1 pseudogene is annotated in these 325 nt (G+C 60.9%); it reads left to right on the top strand.

From position 1 onward, the window contains the following. Window positions 1-200 (top strand): annotated as a pseudogene (locus AC0L3B_RS38910) (hypothetical protein); the annotation flags it as partial. Between the last annotated feature and the right edge of the window lie 125 nt (window positions 201-325).

Here is a 325-nt window from a genome sequence, read left to right as displayed (position 1 = left end):
TGATGCTGGCGATCCTGCTGGCGCTGGCCCTGGTGCTGCCGATGCTGATGGAACCCTTTGGCGTGCACTGGATGCTCCCCGCCTGGGTCCAGTTCGCCCTGGCGACGCCGGTGCAATTCATCCTCGGCGCGCGTTTTTACAGCGCGGCGTGGAAAGCCGTGCGGGCCGGTGCGGGCAATATGGACCTGCTGGTGGCACTCGTCTTTTTCGTCGCACTTGAACATCAGTGGTGGTTCAAACGAAGTTCCTATCCTGCACACGGGAGAACGCTGCGATGAACCATGACCCCTCCAATACACAGAACCCGCCTGTTGAACCACTCGAG

This window comes from Bradyrhizobium sp. Kon56 (assembly GCF_055807635.1).
The sequence above is the reverse complement of the archived record's forward strand: the minus strand, read 5'-3'. Positions and strand labels throughout refer to the sequence as shown.